The organism is Micrococcus sp. SL257 (assembly GCF_026625585.1).
Lineage (GTDB): Bacteria > Actinomycetota > Actinomycetes > Actinomycetales > Micrococcaceae > Micrococcus > Micrococcus luteus.
This window is the reverse complement of sequence record NZ_CP113053.1, coordinates 145,917-163,076: the sequence shown is the minus strand read 5'-3', so window position 1 is coordinate 163,076 and position 17,160 is coordinate 145,917. Positions and strand designations below refer to the sequence as shown.

Here is a 17,160-nt window from a genome sequence, read left to right as displayed (position 1 = left end):
CATGCGCTCCACGCTCATCACCGACATCGCCGAGCTGACCACCGTCGACCCCGAAGGGCGGGTGCTCACGGACGCGGCCGTCGTCGTCGAGGACGAGCGCATCGCCTGGATCGGCCCCGCCGCGGACGCCCCGGAGGCGGACGACCGGGTGTCCGTCGAGGGCCGCGCCGTGCTGCCGGGCTGGGTGGACTCCCACACGCATCTCGTGTTCGACGGGGACCGCTCCGCCGAGTTCGAGGCCCGCATGGCCGGCGAGTCCTACGCGGCCGGCGGCATCGGCGTGACCACCTCCGCCACCCGCGCCGCCTCGGACGCTCGCCTGGCCGAGCTGGTCCGCGGCCGGGTGGCCGACGCGGTGGCCGGCGGCACCACCTACCTCGAGACCAAGACCGGCTACGGGCTCACCGTGGAGGAGGAGGCGCGCCACGCGCGCCTGCTGGCCGGGCTGCGCGAGGAGGGCCTCGTGGACGAGGTGACCTTCCTCGGCGCCCACCTCGTGCCCCCGGGCCGGGATGCGGAGGACTACCTGGACGACGTCGTCGGGCCGATGCTCGCGGCCGTGCGGGAGCACGTGGGCTGGGTGGACGTGTTCTGCGACACCGGCGCCTTCGACGCCGAGCAGACCCGCCGCGTGCTCGCCGCGGGTGTGGCGGCGGGCCTGGGCGTGCGCCTGCACGGCAACCAGATCGAGCAGGGCCCGGGGGTGGGCGTGGCCGTGGAGTTCGGCGCCGCCTCCGTGGACCACGTCAACCACCTCTCCGACGCGGACGTCGAGGCCCTGGCCGGCACCTGGGCCGACTGGGACCGCGCCTCCGCCACCGGGACGCCCGGCACCGTGGCCGGCTGCCTGCCCGCGTGCGACCTGTCCACCCGCGCCCCGCTGGCGCCCGCGCGTCGTCTGCTCGACGCCGGCATCGAGGTCTCCCTGGCCTCGAACTGCAACCCGGGCACCAGCTACACCACGTCCATGAACTTCAACGTGGGCACCGCCGTGCTGCAGATGCACCTGACCCTCGCCGAGGCCGTGCGCGCCGCCACCCTCGGCGGGGCCCTCGGCCTGCGCGCGCAGGACCGCGTCGGCAGCCTCGAGGTCGGCAAGCGCGCCGATCTGCACGTGCTCGACGCCCCCGCCGCCATCCACCTGGCCTACCGCCCCGGCATGCCGCTGACCCACGCGGTCTGGCGCGCGGGCCGCCGGGCCGTCTGATCGACCGACAGCAAGGAGAACGCATCACCATGACCACCCCTCCCGTCACCGTCACGCTCGGCACGTCCGGGGCCACCCTGGACGACGTCGTCGCCGTGGCCCGCCACGACGCCCGCGTGGTGCTCGCCGACGACGTGCTCGAGACCGTCGGCGCGGTGCGCCGCCACGTCGAGGCGCTGGCCGAGGCCGAGACCCCCACCTACGGCGTGTCCACCGGCTTCGGCGCGCTCGCGGACAAGCACATCCCGCTCGAGTCCCGCGCGCAGCTGCAGAAGTCCCTGATCCGCTCCCACGCCGCCGGCATGGGCCCCGTGGTGGAGCGCGAGGTCGTCCGCGCGCTGATGTTCCTGCGGGCCACCACGCTGGCCTCCGGCCGCACGGGCGTGCGCCCCGTGGTGGTCGAGACCTTCGTGGCCATGCTCAACGCGGGCATCACCCCCGCCGTGCGCGAGTTCGGCTCCCTGGGCTGCTCCGGTGACCTCGCACCGCTCTCCCACGTGGCCCTGGCGCTGATGGGCGAGGGCGACGTCGTCGGGACGGACGGCGCGCTGCGTCCGGCCGGCGAGGCGCTCGCCGAGGCCGGGATCGAGCCGGTCGAGCTGCGGGAGAAGGAGGGCCTGGCCCTCGTCAACGGCACCGAGGGCATGCTCGGCATGCTCATCATGGCGCTGGCCGACCTCGAGGAGCTCGCCGACACCGTGGACCTCACCGCCGCGATGTCCGTGGAGGCGCTGCTCGGCACCGACCGCGTGTTCGTGCCGGAGCTGCACCTGCCGCTGCGCCCCCACCCGGGCCAGGCGACCTCCGCCGACCGGATGCTGAAGATCCTGGCGGGCTCGCCGATCGTGGCCAGCCACAAGGAGGGCGACTCCCGCGTGCAGGACGCCTACTCGCTGCGCTGCGCCCCGCAGGTGGCCGGCGGCCTGCGCGACACCCTCGCGTACGTGCGCACCGTGGCCGAGCGCGAGCTCGCCGCCACCGTGGACAACCCGGTGGTGCTCGACGACGGCCGGGTGAGCTCGAACGGCAACTTCCACGGGGCGCCCGTGGCGTACGTGCTGGACTTCCTGGCCATCCCGGTGGCCGACGTCGCGAGCATGTCCGAGCGCCGCACCGACCGCATGCTGGACCCGGCCCGCTCGCACGGGCTGCCCGCGTTCCTCGTGGACGACCCGGGCGTGGACTCCGGCATGATGATCGCCCAGTACACGCAGGCCGGGCTCGTCTCGGACATGAAGCGCCTGGCCGTGCCCGCGTCCGTGGACTCCATCCCGTCCTCCGCGATGCAGGAGGACCACGTCTCCATGGGCTGGCATGCTGCCCGCAAGCTGCGCTCGGCCGTGGAGAACTTCCGCCGTGTGCTCGCCGTCGAGCTCGTGGCCGCCGCCCGCGCGATCGAGCTGCGCGCGCCGCTGCAGCCCTCCGCCGCGACCGGTGCCGCCGTCCGCGTGATCCGCGAGGCCGGCGTGCCCGGCCCCGGCCCGGACCAGTACATGGCCCCGCAGCTGGCCGCCGCCGAGCAGGCCCTGCGCGACGGGTCCGTGCTGGCCGCCGTGGCGGAGGCGCTCGCGGGCGTATCCGCCGATGCCGAGCCGCAGGACCTGGCCGAGGAGTCCGAGGGCGCCGAGGCCGAGGGGCACTGACGCCACAGCGTGGTCCGACGCCGCAGAGTGGTCACGACACGCCGCGTGCGTCTGCACGAGACGGCGTGTCGTGACCACTCTGTGTGTGGAGGGGGCGGCCTGCGGGTCGGGTCGGTTGGCCCCGGCTCAGGCCGCCAGGTCCACGTCCTTCGTCTCCTTCATGAACAGGCCGGTCAGGCCGGTGAGGCCGCCGACCACCATGAGGTAGATCGGGAACGCGCTGGTCCACCCCTGCGCCGTCAGCCACGTGATCAGGTACGGCGCCGTGCCGCCGAAGATCGCGGTGGCCAGTGAGAGCATGGTGGCCACGCCCTTGGCGCGCACCGCCGTGGGCAGCGCCTCGGACCAGACGGCGCCGTTGACGCCGAACAGCAGCGCCACCGCCAGCAGGGCGATGGTCTGCACGAGCAGGAACGAGGCGAAGGTGCCGTCCAGCATGCCGAACAGCGGGAACGGCAGCACCACGAAGAGCAGGCCGAAGGCGATGACCAGCGGACGGCGGCCGACCCGGTCGCCCAGCAGGCCCGCCCCGAGGATGGCGACCAGGAAGATCACCTGGGCCACGAGCGAGGCCGAGAGGGTGGTGGACTTGTCCATCTGATGGGCCACCTGCGCGTGCGTGGGCAGGTAGATCAGCCACGTGTAGAACATCAGGGAGCCGCCCGCGGAGACCAGGAAGATCGTCAGCAGGCCGCGCCACACCGCACCCGGCTCCCGGCGGGGAGCGTCGTCGGCGGTGGGCACCACCTGCTGCGCCGCCGTGAAGTGCTCCGACTCCGTCAGGCTCCGTCGCAGGTACAGCGCGTAGAGGCCGAGGACGCCGCCGATGCCGAACGCCACGCGCCAGCCCCAGGACGCCACCTGCTCGTGGGAGAGCAGCGTGTTGACGGCCAGGCCCACGAGTGTCGCCAGGATCGTGCCCACCACCACGGACACCCACGACGTCGCCCCGAACAGCCCGCGCCGGCCCTGCGGCGCCCGCTCCACGAGGTAGGTCACGGAGGTGCCCATCTCGCCGCCGTGCGCCAGGCCCTGCAGCAGACGGGCGATGACGAGGATCACCGAGGCGAGGACGCCCACCGTGCCGTAGGTGGGGGTGAAGGCGATGATCAGGCTGCCGAGCGCGGTGATCATCATCGCCGCGAAGAGGCTGCGCTTGCGGCCCACCCGGTCCGCGTAGGCGCCGAACACGTAGCCGCCGATGGGGCGGGCGACGAAGCCCACCGCGAAGACGGCCAGGGTGGCGAGCAGCTCGGAGGTGGGGTTGTCCGCGTGGAAGATCTGCGCCGCGAAGACCGGGGCGAAGATCGTGTAGACGTTCCAGTCGTACCACTCCAGCGCGTTGCCGAAGTTCACGGCCAGCATGTCCTTCAGGCTCCGGGGGCGGGCCCCGGGCACGGGAGCGGGCCGGGCCGCACCGGTGGCCGCGGTGCTCATGACCGCCCCTCGAGGCCGGCCTGGGCATCGCCGTCGGCGCCGGGCACCCGCATCTCGAAGGTCTCCCGCACCACGGTGTAGTCGAAGTAGCCCAGGCGGGCGATCGGCTGGATGCGCGGGATGTCGAGGCGGCCGTCGGAGGTGATGACGTCGTCGTCGATGTGGATGGTGTCCACGTGGGCGAAGACCACGTCGATGGTGCCGACGTTCGAGTCGCCCTTGATGCGGTGCGTCGAGTGGTAGCGGCACTCGAAGCGCACGGGGGACTCGGCGACCATCGGGATGGGGTGGTTGTCCGCGTAGACCTTGGTGACGCCGTGCTCCGCGATGCGGTCCCACTCGCTCTCGCCCGGCTCCAGGGCCATGGCGGAGACGTTGACGGCCTCGCGCAGGTCGTAGGTGGCCATGTTCCACACGAACCAGCCGGTCTGCTCCGCGTTGAGGACGGTGTCCTTGCGGCGTCCGTCCGGGTACTGGTTCGCGGAGAACATCACCATGGGCGGGTCGAAGGTGAGGTTCTGCCACTGGCTGTAGGGGGCGATGTTCTCCCGGCCGTCCGTGCTCACGGAGGACAGCCAGCCGATGGGCCGCGGCACGGTGGAGCTCTTGAAGGGGGAGAAGGGCAGGGGGTTGGCCTCGTGCTGCGGGCGGTACTTCACGGGTCCTCCATGTGATGCCGGTAACAGGATGTGGGCCACGCTACGCCGCATATTCCGGATATATCAAGGGGGTGCGGGAAGATGACTGCCTAGGCTGGGCCCATGAACAAGTCGGAGGAGGCCTACGCCCGCCTGACGCAGAAGATCGAGACCGGGGAGCTGCCACCGGGCGCCATCCTCAGCGAAGCGGCCCTCATCGACGCCGCCGAGACGGGGCGCACGCCCCTGCGCGAGGCCGTGCAACGCCTCATCCGAGACCACTGGCTCCTGGCCGGTGGGGGACGTGGCCTGCAGGTGCCCCCGATCTCCGTGGACGACCAGCTGGAGAGGCTGGAGGTGCGGCGGTCGCTCGAGGCGCTGGCCGTGGGACTGGCCTGCGCACGGGCGGACGAGGAGCAGCTGGCCGCCGTCGCAGCCCACGTGCGGCACCTGCGCACGGTGGAGGACCTGCCGGCGTACGTCGCCGCCGTCGGGCGCTCGCACGAACTCCTGCGCACGATCGCGAACAACCGCTATCTCGCCGATTCTCTGGTCCCGCTCCAGGGGCTGTGCCGCCGGTTCTGGCTCGCCACCACGAAGGGCCTGCCCGACGAGGTCGAACGCGGCCGGGCGTTCTACGTCCCGGCGCTGGAGGCGGTGACCCGGAGGGACTCGGCGGGAGCCCGGGCCGGGGTGCTGGCCCTGCACGACTTCCTGGCACGCTCGGCGCTGGACTACGCCGCCCGACGCGCGGCCCACGGCAGCGCCGAGCCCCCGGCCCCGTGGGCGGAGGGACGCTGACGCCCGCGGCCCCCGCGCCTGAAGGGACCCCCGGCCCGCTCAGGCCAGCAGCGACGCGTCCGTCCGGTGACGGCTGACGATCGTGTGGATCAGGCGGGCCGCGGCCTTCGCCGTGCGGCCGTCCACGTCCAGGGCGGGGTTGAGCTCCACGACGTCGGCCAGGGCCAGCTTCCCGGACTGGGTGGCCTCCAGGGCGCACGCGTGGATCACCTCGTACGGCACGCCGAAGCCGGCCGGTGCGCTCACCCCCGGGGCGACGGCGGCCGGCAGCACATCCAGGTCGATCGTCAGGTAGAGCACGTCCACGGCGTTGATGAACGAGCGCACCCAGCGGCGCACGCCGGTGACGTCGGCGGTCTGGGCCTGCTCGTCGGTCACCCACGTGACCCCGCGTTCGCGCGCGGTGTCGAACAGGACGCGGGTGTTGTTGGCCTCGCTGATGCCCACCACCGCGTAGGAGAGCTGATGCTCCGCCCCCTCGGCGTCCCGCAGCGCCTGCAGGAACGGGGTGCCGGAGCTGGGCCGCGGCGCCTCGCGCAGGTCGAAGTGCGCGTCCAGGTTGAGGATGCCCACGCGGGTGCCCGCGCCCACGCGCGTGGAGCCGGTCAGGCCCGTGATCGAGGCGTAGGCGGTCTCGTGTCCGCCGCCGAGCACGACGGCCAGGTCGTGGGCGTTCAGCAGCCCGCTGACCACCGTGCCCAGCTCGGCCTGGCCCGCCTCGAGCTCGCCCGGGGCGTCGTCGTCGCCGCGGTCCACGGACACGTCGCCCGCGTCCACGAGCGCGCCCGTGCCCTCGAGGTATGCGAGCGAGGCGAGCGCGCCGCGCAGCGCCTCCGGGCCGTCCTCGGCGCCCACGCGGCCGTGGTTGCGGCGCACGCCCTCGTCCGAGGCGAAGCCGACGAGTGCCGTGGACCGCGTGCCCGACGTCGGGGCGCCGGCACCGGGGTGGCGCTGCGTCGTCGTGGGATCGCCGCGGCCGTCGGCGGGGCGGACGACCTGGTGCCAGCGCAGGTGCTCGGGGGCGTCGCCGTCGGTGCGGCCGGTCCAGGCGGGGGAGAGGGAGGTGGTGGGGAGCTCGGAGGTCATGGGCCCATCCCACGCCATCGACGGCGGGCGCGCAACGAGGGCCGGACGACGCCCGACACGGGGCGTCGCCCGCCTAGCGGTCCAGTTCCTGGCGCCGCGAGCTGATCACGCCGGTGACGAAGCCGGCGAGGTTGAGCCCGCCGTGGAAGCGGGCGTGCTCGATCTTCACGCAGCGGTCCATCACGATCTCCAGGCCCGCGGCCTCGGCCTGACGCGCGGCGTCCTCGTTCCAGATGCCCAGCTGCAGCCACACGGTCCGGGCGCCCACGCGGGCGGCGTCCGCCACCACCTCGGGGGCGTCGGAGGACTTGCGGAACACCTCCACGAGGTCCGGGGTGACGGGCAGGTCGTCCAGCGAGGCGTAGACGCGGTGGCCGAGGATCTCCTTGCCGGCCGCGGCGAGCACGGGATTCACGAAGTAGACGTCGTACGTGGTCGAGCTCAGCAGGTACGTGGCCACGAAGTACGACGCGCGGGCCGGCTTGTCCGAGGCGCCGACGATCGCGATCGAGCGGGTGCGCCGCAGGATCGCCAGGCGCTCGGGGGCGCCGGGGCCGGTCCAGGTGCGCTCGGGGTGGGTGGTGCTCATGGCTCAGGCCTCCTGCTCTGCGGGGACGACGGCGCCGTCGCGGGTGCGGCCGGTGGCCGCGGTCAGGGCCTGGTCCAGGTCCCAGAGGATGTCCTCGACGTCCTCGATGCCCACCGAGATGCGGATCAGGTCCGCCGGGATGCCCGCGGCCACGAGCTGCTCGGCGGTGAGCTGCTGATGGGTCGTCGTGGCGGGGTGCAGCACCAGCGTCTTCGCGTCGCCGATGTTGGCCAGGTGGGAGGCCAGCTGCAGCGCGGAGATGAAGCGCGAGGCCGTCGCGCGCCCGGCCTCCGGACCGGAGGCGCCGTCGTCGGTGTCCGTGGCTGCCGGGGCCACGCCGAAGCTGAACACCGAGCCGACGCCCCGGGGCAGCAGCTGCTGCGCGCGGGCGTGGTGCGGGTGGTCGGGCAGGCCGGCGTAGCGGACCCAGGAGACGCGCGGGTCCTCGTCCAGCCAGGTGGCGACGGCCTGCGCATTCGCCAGGTGGGCGTCCATGCGCGGGGCCAGCGTCTCGACGCCGAGCAGCAGCTGGAACGCCGATTGCGGGGCCAGCGACGGGCCGAAGTCGCGCAGCTGCTCCGAGCGGAGCTTGGTGAGGAAGCCGTACTCGCCGAAGTTGCCCCACCAGGAGACGCCGCCGTACGAGGGCACGGGCTCGGTCATGGACGGGAACTTGCCGTTGTCCCACGGGAAGCGGCCGGACTCCACCACGACGCCGCCGAGCGTGGTGCCGTGGCCGCCGAGGAACTTCGTGGCCGAATGGATGACGATGTCCGCGCCGTGCTCGATCGGCCGGATCAGGTAGGGCGGGGTGAGGGTCGCGTCCACGACGAGCGGCACGCCGTGCCGGTGGGCGACGTCGGCCAGGCCCGGCAGGTCCACGACGTCACCGGAGGGGTTGGCGACGATCTCCGTGTAGACGGTCTTGGTGTTGGGCTGGAGGGCGGCCTCGAAGTCCGCGGCCTCGGCGGAGTCCACGAACGTGGTCTCGACGCCGAACCGGCGCAGGGAGACGTCCAGCTGGGTGATCGTGCCGCCGTACAGCTTGGAGGACGCCACGATGTGGTCGCCGGCCCCGGCGAGGGCCGCGAAGGTGACGAACTCGGCGGCCATGCCGGACGCCGTCGCGACGGCCCCGATCCCGCCCTCGAGCGTGGCGACCCGCTCCTCGAACGCGGCGACCGTGGGGTTGCCGATCCGCGAGTAGATGTTGCCGTACTTCTGCAGCGCGAAGAGGTTGGCGGCGTCTTCGGCGGACTCGAACACGAAGGAGCTGGTCTGGTGGATCGGCACCGCGCGGGAGCCGTGGACGGCGTCCGGGACGGCGCCCGCGTGCAGCGCCTGGGTGCGGAAGCCGAACTCGTGGTCAGCCACGGGGGTCCTTTCGATGGAGGCTTCGGGACAGTCCGCCCCATTGTCCCGGGCGAGGCGCGCCGGGGGCAGGGTGGGCACGTCGCAGAGCGTCACGCGGCGCCGGCCGGTGCCGTGCAACGCGGGTTGAGTTATCACCGGTTACGCGGGCCTGGACCCGTGACAACTCAACCCGCGTTGGACGGGACCCGTGACAACTCAACCCGTGTTGGCCGCGGGGGCGGATCAGCGCGTGCGGGCGAGCCGACGCCGGACCAGCCCTACGATCCGCCCGAACCCAGCGCGCTGGTCCTCCCAGGTGCAGCGCAGGGTCGTCCATTCCCGTTCGAGGCAGTACGCGTCCCGACGGGCGTCCCTCGCCTGCTGCTGAGCCGTGCGGTGGCCGGCGCCGTCGTACTGGAGGGCCAGGCGCGCCCCCCGGTACCCGAGGTCCACGACGGGCGAGGCCGGGTCGGCCGGGTCGACGGCGACCTGCAGCTCCGGCTCCGGCAGCCCGGCCCGGATCAGCGCGAGCCGGAGGAAGGTCTCGGGCGGGGAGTCGGCCCCGACGCGCACCTCCGCCAGCGCGGCACGTGCGAGACGGACACCCGGCCGGCCACGGCAGCGGGCGAGCACCTCCGACAGCTCGGACACGGTGGCCACGGGGTCCGCCCGGCCCGTCGGCGTCCACGGCGGACGCACCAGGTGGTCGCCGTCCGCGATGAGCCAGTCCACCTCGTGGGGGCGGAGCATCCCGGCGAGGTCGAACCAGGTGCGCGCCGCCGTCGTGACGCGCTGGCCGTCGGGAAGCTCGAGCACGTGGTCGGAGGGCAGCCGCACCCGGTGGCTGACGACGCCGTCCAGGTCGGTCCGGTGCGTGCGCGCGGAGCGGTCGAAGGTCAGGTGCAGTCCGGCGGGCCGCGCGAGGCGGGGCGGCAGCGGCAGTCCGTGCCAGAGGGCGGCAGAGACGTGGGAGACCACCCCGCCCGTGAGGCGGACCAGCGCGGCCGCGCCGTCCGGGGCGCACGGGTCGGGGATGCCCGCGGTGTGCACGCCGCGGCAGATCCGGGCGAGGTCTGCCGCGAGGGTGCGGCGCCACGGCAGGCCGGCGGCGTGCAGCTCGGCCGTCGTGAAGGCGCCCGCGGCGAGGGTGGACGGCAGGGGCGTGCGCGCGGTCATGGGGTGAGCCTGCCGCCCCCGGGCCCTGCGACGGACCGGACCGACGCGCCCTGGGGAGGGCCGCCGTCGTCGTGGTGGCTGTGCAGGAGCGGCCGACCCGCCGGTCATGGTGGCACCGGCGCGACGCGGGTTGAGTTATCACGGGTGCAAGCCGCCTGGACCCGTGATAACTCAACCAGCGTTGCAGGGGGGAGCGGCCGGCCCGTCGGTCACGGCGTGCGGTCCACGGACACCAGCTCCACGTCCTCGAGCCGTCCGTCCCGCGCCACCGCGCGCATCAGCGTGCACACCGGCTGCCGTCGCCGGTCCGTGCAGGAGCCGGGGTTGAGCAGCCGCAGGCCCGGGTTCGCGGTCTCCGGGCCGGCCACGGTGTCCCACGGGATGTGGCTGTGCCCGAACACCAGCACGTCCGCGTCCGGGAACGCCGCGGCCATGCGGCGCTCGCGGCCGGCCGCCGGGCCCGTCTCGTGGACCATCGCGATCCGCACCCCGCCGATCTCCACGCGCGCCACCTCGGGCAGCCGCGCCCGCAGCCCCGGCCCGTCGTTGTTGCCCCACACGCCCACCAGCCGGGCGGCCCGTGCGTCGAGGTCGTCGAGCACGTCCTCGGTCACCCAGTCGCCGGCGTGGAGCACGACGTCGGCCCGCGCCACCCCGGCCCACACCTGCGCGGGCAGGGCGCGGGCACGCCGCGGGATGTGGGTGTCGGCGATCAGGAGCAGGCGGACGGCGACGTCGTCGGACACGGTCCGCCTCACCGCGCGGCGAACGCGCCGAGCCAGAGCGCCAGCGGCAGGCCGATGATGAACACCGCCACGAATCCGCGCACCAGCCACCGGCCCACCGGCGTGGCGAGGTTGATCGTCACGCCCACGCCGTAGCCGGGGCGTTTGGCGGGGAAGACGGCCGGGTCCTCGGGGTCGCGCTTGAGCCCCAGGGGCGTCCACACCTCGTCCTCGGCGCGTTCCGCGGCCGTGGGCCGGTGCCCGAGCTCCGCCGCGACGCGGTCCGACCAGCGCGTCCACCGCCGCGTGCTGGCCCGCATCGCCGGGAAGATGCCCACCATGAGCACGGTCAGCGTGAGGGGCAGGATCCACCACGGCATCGTCCACGCCCCGGCGGCGAGCACCTCGGCCGTCATCGGGGCCAGCACCAGCACGATGAGCACGCACGACCACCCGAGGCTTTCCTGGACCCCGCGGTGCACCCCCGCCTGGCGCACGCGCCGCCACGGGCACAGCGCCGGATCCGTGGGGACGAGGGCGGTGACCATCGCGGAGACCAGGGCCAGGAACCCCGTCACGCCGAGGCCGATCAGCGGCCCCACCGCCACCGTGCCGAACGAGGTGTCCTCCCACGCATCCGGTCGCCCGTCGACGCCCCAGTGCGTGGGCACGCGCTCCGGCAGGCCCGGCAGGGCGACGAGGGCCCACCCCAGCAGCGCCAGGCACAGCACGGCCGCGAGCAGGAACGGCAGCCACGGACGCAGCCGGCCACGGCGCAGGGCGGCGCGCTCGGCGGCGGGGACGTCGTCGGGGGCGGGACGGGACGGGTGGGGCATCGACACAGGCTAGCCTCAGCCCCTGCCCGCCACACCCGGTGATCGGCCCGTCCAGACGGCGGCCGCGCACGCCGCGATCACCAGCAGCATCCCCGCCAGGTCCAGCGGGGTGAGCTCCTGCCCGCGCACGGCCCACGCGGTCAGCGCCGCCGCGATCGGCGAGAGGCACGTCAGCAGGGAGAACAGTGCGGTCGGCATGCGGCGCAGCACCTGCAGGTCGATCCCGTACGGCACCGCCGTGGACAGCAGCGCCACGGCCAGCCCCACGCCCAGCACCACGGGGGAGAGCAGGGCCGCCCCCGCCGTCGCGACGCCGACCGGCAGCGCCACGAGGGACCCGGCCGCCGTCGCCAGGGCCAGCCCCTGCACCCCCGGCAGGTGGGTCCCCGCGCGCCGCGAGAGCAGGATGTACCCCGCCCAGCACGCCGCCGCGGCCAGCGCGAGCGCCACCCCCACCGGGTCCAGCCCCGCCCCGCCGATCCCGCCGTCCGCGCTGAACCCCTCCCGGCCGAGCACCCCGATCCCGGCGAGCGCGAGGGCCGCCCACGCCGCCGATCGCCACGACGGCCGCGCCGCCACGGACAGCGCCAGCGGCCCGAGCACCTCGAACGTCACGGCCACGCCCTGCGGGATCCGCGCGAACGCCTCGTAGATGGCCAGGTTCATGCCGGTCATGGCCGCGCCCAGCCCGACGACGGCGGCCCACCCCCGGGGGCCCAGGCCGGCGAGGGCGGCGCGGCTCGGCCGGGTGACGAGCAGCAGCACGGCCGCGGAGAACACCACGCGCAGGGCGACCATGGCGGACGCGCCGACGTCGTCGAACAGCAGGCCCGCCACGGACGCGCCGAGCTGCTGGCTCAGCAGCGAGAGCAGGACGAGCAGGACGAGACGCACGCCCACAGCCTAGGGGCGCGCCGCGCCACCCCGGCCCCGGCCGGCGCGGGAGCGCTGCTGCCCGAGGACCACCGGGGGGCCCGGTTCCGCCGACCCCGAGGCCGCGGAAAACATCACGCTGACGTGCGCTAATCCGCCTCGTCGTGGGAAAGTGGGGGACGCGCGCCGGCGCAGACCCCGCCCCGATCCCAGGAGGCCCGCATGGCCCGGCCCCAGACCGTCCTCACCGTGGTGGCCGCCCGCCGGCTCACCCCGCACCTCGTGCGCCTGACCCTCGGCGGCGAGCAGTTCGACGCCGTCCACGCCCGCTGGGCGGAGAAGGGCGCCACGGACCAGTACGTGAAGCTGCTCTTCGCCGACCCCGCGCTCGGCCTCGAGCCCCCGTACGACCTGGACGCCCTCCGCGAGCGCCTCGCCCCGGAGCAGCTGCCGGTCCGCCGCACCTACACGGTGCGCCGCATGGACGCGGCCGCCCGCACCATGGACGTCGACTTCGTGGTCCACGGCGCGTCCGACGACGGCGCCGCCCCCGGGCACGACGGCGGCCTGGCCGGGGCGTGGGCGGCCTCCGAGCCCGTGGGGCAGCAGGTCGCGTTCCTGGGCCCCGGCGGCGCCTACCGACCCGACCCCACCGCCGACTGGCACCTGCTCGCGGGCGATGAGGCCGCGCTGCCGGCGATCGCCGCCGCCCTCGAGGACCTGGCCGCCACGGACGCCGCGGCGGCCGGTGTCGCGTTGATCGAGGTGACCGACGCAAGCGACGAGGTGCCCCTGACCGCGCCGGCCGGCGTCGAGGTGCGCTGGCTGCACCGCGGCGGCCCCTTCACCCCGGAGACGACGCGGTTCGCCGCCGCCGTCGAGGACGCGGGGTGGCGGGACGGACGGGTGCACGCGTTCGTGCACGGCGAGCGGGAGCAGGTCAAGCGCGTCCGGGCGTACCTCACGGACGTGCGCGGCGTGGACCGGCGGCAGCTGTCGGTGAGCGCGTACTGGGCCTACGGCCGTGCCGAGGATGTGTTCCAGGCGGAGAAGCAGACCCCGGTGGGGCAGATCTTCGAGGACGGCGCCACCGGCGGCTGACCCGCACAGGTTCGGCACAGCCGCGGCTGCGCCTCCGGCCCGCCGCGAACGCCACCTTCACCGAGTGGAACGCGGTCGAGGCGCACGAGGCCCCCGCCTCGGAGGACGTCTTCGACCTGCCCGAGCTGCAGGGGCTGGCCGGCTGACCCGCTGGGCGATCCGGGTGGGCCGGCGGGGCGCCACGGCATGATGTCCTGATGGACCGCACCGCCCCCACCCCGCCCGCGAACGCCCTCGCCCCGGACCTGCCGGAGGACATCGCACGGGAGGCGATCGCCTTCCGCCGGCGCCTCCACGGGCATCCGGAGCTGGACCTGCACCTGCCCCGCACCCAGGCCGCCGTCCTCGAGCGGCTCGAGGCCCTGCGCGCCGAGGCGGGGGAGGATGCCGCCACCGGCCGCCCCGCGCTGGAGACGAGCGTGGGCCGGGCGCTGAGCTCCGTCGTCGTGGTGCTGCGCGGCGGGGCCCCGCTGCCGGAGGGGGCCCGGCGGCCGGTCGTGCTGCTGCGGGGGGACATGGACGCCCTGCCCGTCACGGAGGAGACCGGGCTGGAGTACGCCCCCTCCGTGCCGGGCACCATGCACGCCTGCGGCCACGACCTGCACACCGCCGGCCTCCACGGCGCGCTGGCGTGGCTGGTGCGCCGTCGCGGGGAGCTCACCGCCGACGTGGTGGCCATGTTCCAGCCCGGGGAGGAGACCGGCGGCGGCGCCCTGCACATGATCCAGGAGGGGCTGCTGGAGGCGGCCGGGCGACCGGTGGACGCCGCCTACGCGATCCATGTCTCCTCGGGCACGTACCCGCGCGGCGTCCTGCTCAGCCGCCCGGGGGCGATCCAGGCCGGCTGCGACGACCTGGTGGTGACGGTGCACGGTCGAGGCGGGCACGGCTCGGTGCCGCACCTGGCCCAGGATCCGGTGCCCGTGGCCGCCGAGATGGTGCTGGCGCTGCAGTCCGTGGTCACCCGGCAGTTCGACGCCTTCGACCCGGTGGTCGCGACCGTCGGGCACCTGAGCGCGGGCACGGCGGCCAACATCATCCCGGACAGCGCCACCCTCGCCCTCACCCTGCGGACCTTCTCCGCGGACGCCCGCGCCCGGCTGCTCTCGGCCGTGGAGCGCCTGGTGCATGGGATCGCCGCGGCGCACGGCATGAGCGCGCAGGTCCGGACGGACTGCGCGTTCCCGGTGACGGCCAACGACGCGGACGCGGTGGCCTTCGTCCGCGGGGTCGTGGAGGACCTCTACGGGGCCGACGCCTACCGGGAGCTGCCCGAGCCCGAGCCCGGCAGCGAGGACTTCTCCGAGGTCCTCCAGCGGGTGCCCGGCGCCTACGTCCTGCTCGGGGCGGTCCCGGAGGGCGTGGACCCGGACGAGGCCCCGGTCAACCACTCCCCGCAGGCCGTGTTCGACGACGCCGTGGTGCCGCGGGCCGCTCAGGTGCTGGCCGAGCTGGCGCTGCGGACGGCGCCGGTGCCGGCGTCCTGAGCGCGGCGGCCGGCCCGGAGCACCTCGGCGATCTGCCCGACGCACGGCTCGTTCTGCAGGCTCGTGGTGTCCCCGAGCGCGGTGCCCTGGTGCAGCTGCGTCAGCAGCCGCCGCATGATCTTGCCCGAACGGGTCTTGGGCACGTCGGGGACGAAGACCACCTCGGCGGGCTTGGCCACCGGCCCGATCACCCGCCCCACGTGCCGCCGCAGCTCCTCGGCGCGGTCGGCGGCGGAGGCGCCGGGGCCGTCATCGCCGGCCAGCCAGCTCTCGTGCGCCACCACGAAGGCGACGGCGGCGTGCCCGGTGGTCTCGTGCGGCACGGGGCACACCCCCGCCTCGATCACCTCCGGGTGCGCCACGAGGGCGGACTCGATCTCGATGGTGCTCAGCCGGTGCCCGGAGATGTTGATGACGTCGTCCACGCGCCCGAGGATCCAGACGTCGCCGTCCTCGTCCCGCTTGGCGCCGTCGCCGGCGAGGAACCAGCCCGCCTCGCCCTGGTCCGCGTAGTCCTCCCAGTACGAGTGGAAGTAGCGGGCCGGGTTCCGCCACACGGTCCGCGCCATCGCCGGCGAAGTGCGGGTGACCACGATCCGGCCCTGCAGGCCCTCGGGCGTGGGGGCGCCGTCGTCGTCGACCACGGCCACGTCCACCCCCGGTAGGGGCCGGGAGCCGCAGCCCGGCTTGAAGGCCGTGTCCGTGGGGCGGGGGGAGAGCACGGTGGCGCCCGTCTCGGACTGCCACCACGTGTCCACCATCGGCAGGTCCGGGGTGTCCCGGCCGATCTGGGTGCGGGCCCACGTCCAGGCCTCCGGGTTCACGGACTCGCCCACGGTCCCGATCAGACGGATCGAGGACAGGTCCGGACCGCCGTCCGCGTGCGCCGGGATCCCGTCCGGATGCCAGCCCTTGAGCGAGCGGATCAGGGTGGGCGCCGTGTAGTAGCTCGTCACCCGGTAGCGCTCGATCACCTCGAAGTGCCGGCCCGGGTGCGGGGCGTTCGGCACGCCCTCGTAGATCACCTGCGTGACCCCGTTCGAGAGCGGACCGTAGATCTCGTAGGTGTGCGCGGTGACCCAGGCCAGGTCCGCGGTGCACCAGTGGACGTCGTCGTCGCGCCGTGCCGGGTCCGGGTGGGAGAACAGGAAGTCGTGTGTCCACGAGGCCGCGGCGAGGTACCCGCCGGAGGTGTGCACGAGCCCCTTGGGCTGTCCCGTGGTGCCGGAGGTGTACATGATGAACAGCGGGTGCTCCGCGTCGAAGGCGCGCGGGGTGTGGGTGTCCGGCTGGCGGTCCACGACGTCGTGCCACCACAGGTCCCGGCCCTCGGTCCACGGGATGTCCCGGTGGCCCGTGCGGTCCAGGACGAGGACGTGCTCGATCGCGTTGTCCCCGGACACGGCCTCGTCCGCGTTGGCCTTCACGGGGACGGCGGTGCCGCGGCGGAACTGGCCGTCGGTGGTGACGAGCAGCTTGGCGCCCGTGTCCTCCACGCGGAACCGCAGCGCCTCCGCCGAGAACCCGCCGAACACGAGCGAGTGCACGGCGCCGATCCGCGCGCACGCCAGCGTGATGACGATCGTCTCGACGAGCACGGGCAGGTACACGACGACGCGGTCGCCCGCCCCGATGCCCAGCTCCTCGAGGGCGTTCGCGGCCTGGGCGACCTCGCGCTGCAGCTGCGCGTAGGTGACGGCGCGGCGGTCGCCGGGCTCGCCCTCGAAGTACAGGGCGACCTTCTCCTCGCGCCCCGCCGCCACGTGCCGGTCCACGCAGTTCACGGCCACGTTCAGGGTGCCGTCCTCGTACCAGCGGATCTCCGGGCCGCGCTCGGCGGCCGGGTCCGGGGCGGTGAGGGAGTGCGTCCGGGTGAAGGGTCGCTCCCAGCTCAGACGTCGGCCGGCCGCCTCCCAGAACGCGAGCCGGTCCGCCTCGGCCACCGGACGGCCGTCGCCGCGCCCGCCGTGCAGCCGGTCCGCCGGGCGGCCGGGGTGGACGTCCGGGTCGGCGGCGTCGACGAGCGCCTGCGGCAGGGGGCCGGGCAGCGTCGCGAGGGCCGCGGCGGGCACGCCGTCGTTCGGTCCGCGGACGGTCCCGGAGGCGCCCTCCTCGGCCGGGTCGGGGCGGGCGGGGTCCTCGGTGGGCGTCATGGGCGGCGGTCCTCCTGGTCGGCGGGTCCGACCAGGGTAGGGACGCCGACGACGG

The 17,160-nt window shown here is 74.7% G+C and carries 15 protein-coding genes; 5 read left to right on the top strand and 10 right to left on the bottom strand.

Annotation, left to right across the window (positions count from 1 at the left end):
• Nucleotide 1 precedes the first annotated feature (1 nt).
• Both hutI and hutH read left to right on the top strand, forming a co-directional pair.
• Nucleotides 2-1,207, top strand: coding sequence for an imidazolonepropionase (gene hutI, locus OVA32_RS00715; protein WP_036384398.1), 1,206 nt, complete (start codon nt 2-4; stop codon nt 1,205-1,207).
• A 29-nt stretch (nt 1,208-1,236) separates the two neighbouring features.
• Nucleotides 1,237-2,850: a histidine ammonia-lyase gene (gene hutH / locus OVA32_RS00710; RefSeq protein ID WP_041104432.1), complete on the top strand. Its 1,614-nt coding sequence runs from the start codon at nt 1,237-1,239 to the stop codon at nt 2,848-2,850.
• 126 nt (nt 2,851-2,976) lie between these two features.
• On the opposite strand, the gene OVA32_RS00705 is transcribed toward hutH, so the two are convergent.
• Nucleotides 2,977-4,287: an MFS transporter gene (locus OVA32_RS00705; RefSeq protein ID WP_041104434.1), complete on the bottom strand. Its 1,311-nt coding sequence runs from the start codon at nt 4,285-4,287 to the stop codon at nt 2,977-2,979.
• Nucleotides 4,284-4,946 carry a flavin reductase family protein gene (locus OVA32_RS00700; RefSeq protein ID WP_041104436.1) on the bottom strand — a complete coding sequence of 221 codons (663 nt, stop codon included), beginning with the start codon at nt 4,944-4,946 and terminating at the stop codon, nt 4,284-4,286. The genes OVA32_RS00705 and OVA32_RS00700 overlap by 4 nt, the downstream gene beginning before the upstream one ends.
• Before the next feature lie 102 nt (nt 4,947-5,048).
• Between OVA32_RS00700 and OVA32_RS00695 the strand changes: the two genes are divergently transcribed.
• Nucleotides 5,049-5,726: a GntR family transcriptional regulator gene (locus OVA32_RS00695; protein WP_041104439.1), complete on the top strand. Its 678-nt coding sequence runs from the start codon at nt 5,049-5,051 to the stop codon at nt 5,724-5,726.
• Nucleotides 5,727-5,765: 39 nt separating this feature from the next.
• Here the strand turns inward: OVA32_RS00695 and hutG are convergent, their stop codons facing one another.
• The 7 genes from hutG to OVA32_RS00660 all read right to left on the bottom strand — a co-directional run bounded on the left by hutG (nt 5,766) and on the right by OVA32_RS00660 (nt 12,385).
• Complete coding sequence (gene hutG, locus OVA32_RS00690; RefSeq protein WP_267714706.1) at nt 5,766-6,812, bottom strand: formimidoylglutamase; 1,047 nt, start codon at nt 6,810-6,812, stop codon at nt 5,766-5,768.
• 73 nt (nt 6,813-6,885) lie between these two features.
• Nucleotides 6,886-7,401: a CoA-binding protein gene (locus OVA32_RS00685; RefSeq protein WP_002857647.1), complete on the bottom strand. Its 516-nt coding sequence runs from the start codon at nt 7,399-7,401 to the stop codon at nt 6,886-6,888.
• A gap of 3 nt (nt 7,402-7,404) precedes the next feature.
• Entirely contained in the window at nt 7,405-8,775 is a 1,371-nt protein-coding gene (locus tag OVA32_RS00680) for an O-acetylhomoserine aminocarboxypropyltransferase/cysteine synthase family protein (protein WP_267714703.1), read from the bottom strand.
• 222 nt (nt 8,776-8,997) lie between these two features.
• Nucleotides 8,998-9,930, bottom strand: a complete 933-nt coding sequence (locus OVA32_RS00675; protein ID WP_049147891.1) for a hypothetical protein — start codon at nt 9,928-9,930, stop codon at nt 8,998-9,000.
• A gap of 209 nt (nt 9,931-10,139) precedes the next feature.
• Complete coding sequence (locus OVA32_RS00670; RefSeq protein WP_041104447.1) at nt 10,140-10,676, bottom strand: metallophosphoesterase family protein; 537 nt, start codon at nt 10,674-10,676, stop codon at nt 10,140-10,142.
• 8 nt (nt 10,677-10,684) lie between these two features.
• Nucleotides 10,685-11,491, bottom strand: coding sequence for a DUF1648 domain-containing protein (locus OVA32_RS00665; protein ID WP_267714700.1), 807 nt, complete (start codon nt 11,489-11,491; stop codon nt 10,685-10,687).
• Between the two features lie 15 nt (nt 11,492-11,506).
• A complete protein-coding gene (locus OVA32_RS00660; protein ID WP_041104451.1) occupies nt 11,507-12,385 on the bottom strand; it encodes an EamA family transporter in 879 nt (292 codons plus the stop codon).
• A gap of 201 nt (nt 12,386-12,586) precedes the next feature.
• On the opposite strand from OVA32_RS00660, the gene OVA32_RS00655 reads away from it, so the two are divergent.
• Together OVA32_RS00655 and OVA32_RS00650 are read left to right on the top strand one after the other, a co-directional pair.
• Nucleotides 12,587-13,465, top strand: coding sequence for a siderophore-interacting protein (locus OVA32_RS00655; RefSeq protein WP_041104453.1), 879 nt, complete (start codon nt 12,587-12,589; stop codon nt 13,463-13,465).
• A 197-nt stretch (nt 13,466-13,662) separates the two neighbouring features.
• Nucleotides 13,663-14,952, top strand: a complete 1,290-nt coding sequence (locus tag OVA32_RS00650) for a M20 metallopeptidase family protein (RefSeq protein ID WP_041104455.1) — start codon at nt 13,663-13,665, stop codon at nt 14,950-14,952.
• Here OVA32_RS00650 and acs read toward each other — a convergent pair.
• On the bottom strand, nt 14,901-17,105 hold the full coding sequence (acs, locus tag OVA32_RS00645) for an acetate--CoA ligase (protein ID WP_041104457.1): 2,205 nt from the start codon (nt 17,103-17,105) through the stop codon (nt 14,901-14,903). The two genes, OVA32_RS00650 and acs, sit on opposite strands and share 52 nt — an antisense overlap.
• Between the last annotated feature and the right edge of the window lie 55 nt (nt 17,106-17,160).

Bases quoted from the DNA above. Each gene is read 5' to 3' on its own strand.
- hutI (WP_036384398.1), top strand. From the start codon at position 2: ATGCGCTCCACGCTCATCACCGACATCGCCGAGCTGACCACCGTCGAC.
- hutH (WP_041104432.1), top strand. From the start codon at position 1,237: ATGACCACCCCTCCCGTCACCGTCACGCTCGGCACGTCCGGGGCCACC.
- OVA32_RS00705 (WP_041104434.1), bottom strand. From the start codon at position 4,287: ATGAGCACCGCGGCCACCGGTGCGGCCCGGCCCGCTCCCGTGCCCGGG.
- OVA32_RS00695 (WP_041104439.1), top strand. From the start codon at position 5,049: ATGAACAAGTCGGAGGAGGCCTACGCCCGCCTGACGCAGAAGATCGAG.
- hutG (WP_267714706.1), bottom strand. From the start codon at position 6,812: ATGACCTCCGAGCTCCCCACCACCTCCCTCTCCCCCGCCTGGACCGGC.
- OVA32_RS00685 (WP_002857647.1), bottom strand. From the start codon at position 7,401: ATGAGCACCACCCACCCCGAGCGCACCTGGACCGGCCCCGGCGCCCCC.
- OVA32_RS00675 (WP_049147891.1), bottom strand. From the start codon at position 9,930: ATGACCGCGCGCACGCCCCTGCCGTCCACCCTCGCCGCGGGCGCCTTC.
- OVA32_RS00665 (WP_267714700.1), bottom strand. From the start codon at position 11,491: ATGCCCCACCCGTCCCGTCCCGCCCCCGACGACGTCCCCGCCGCCGAG.
- OVA32_RS00655 (WP_041104453.1), top strand. From the start codon at position 12,587: ATGGCCCGGCCCCAGACCGTCCTCACCGTGGTGGCCGCCCGCCGGCTC.
- OVA32_RS00650 (WP_041104455.1), top strand. From the start codon at position 13,663: ATGGACCGCACCGCCCCCACCCCGCCCGCGAACGCCCTCGCCCCGGAC.
- acs (WP_041104457.1), bottom strand. From the start codon at position 17,105: ATGACGCCCACCGAGGACCCCGCCCGCCCCGACCCGGCCGAGGAGGGC.